Origin of the sequence: Microvirga arvi (assembly GCF_016892765.1) — a bacterium.
GTDB classification, from domain to species: domain Bacteria; phylum Pseudomonadota; class Alphaproteobacteria; order Rhizobiales; family Beijerinckiaceae; genus Microvirga; species Microvirga arvi.
The window spans coordinates 1-571 of sequence record NZ_JAFEMD010000229.1 but is presented as its reverse complement, the minus strand read 5'-3'; the positions used below and the strand labels follow the sequence as shown (position 1 = coordinate 571).

Annotated in this window: 1 protein-coding gene; it reads right to left on the bottom strand. The window is 65.8% G+C overall.

What is annotated here, in order from left to right:
- Positions 1-464: transposase family protein (locus tag ILT44_RS30640; protein WP_504739451.1), on the bottom strand; the 464-nt coding region annotated here is incomplete at its 3' end.
- Positions 465-571 lie beyond the last annotated feature (107 nt).

The following is a 571-nucleotide window of genomic DNA, read 5'->3' as shown; positions in this document are numbered from 1 at the left end:
CGTTTGCGGCTCTCACCATTGGCGGTCTGCAGCTTGGGCAGGTGCTTGATGTCCATGTGCACGAAGCCGAGATCGTAGTCCTTGAATCTGCCGCTCTCCCGTTTGCGCTGCTGCGCCGGCGGCAGGCGGCCCAGGCCTTCCGCCTTGAGGATGCGGTAGACGGCATCGCGGTTGAGATGCGGCAGGAAGTGCGTGACGATGAAGGTCAGATCGTCGAGGGGAAAGCCGGTGGCCTGCCGCAGGGCGCAGACGATCGCCCGCTCCTCATCCGTGGCTTTCCAGGGCAGCTTGTGCGGCCGGCTGCTGTGGTCCTGGCAGTCCTGCACGCCGCGCTTGCGCCACTTGCGGACGGTCTCGGTGCTCACGCTGAAGCGCTGGGCCAGCACGCCGGTGGGCTCGTGTGAGCGGGCGATCTCCTGACGGACCGCCGGGGTGGTGCGGGCTTGTGGATGAAGGGACAGCATCAGATCCTCCACCAGGCACGCGGTGGGCGCCGCGAGCCATCGAAGCGCCAAGTATATTCCTCAATCGCCCAACGCACCCGGTCCCAACAACGTTCCGCTACCAAACA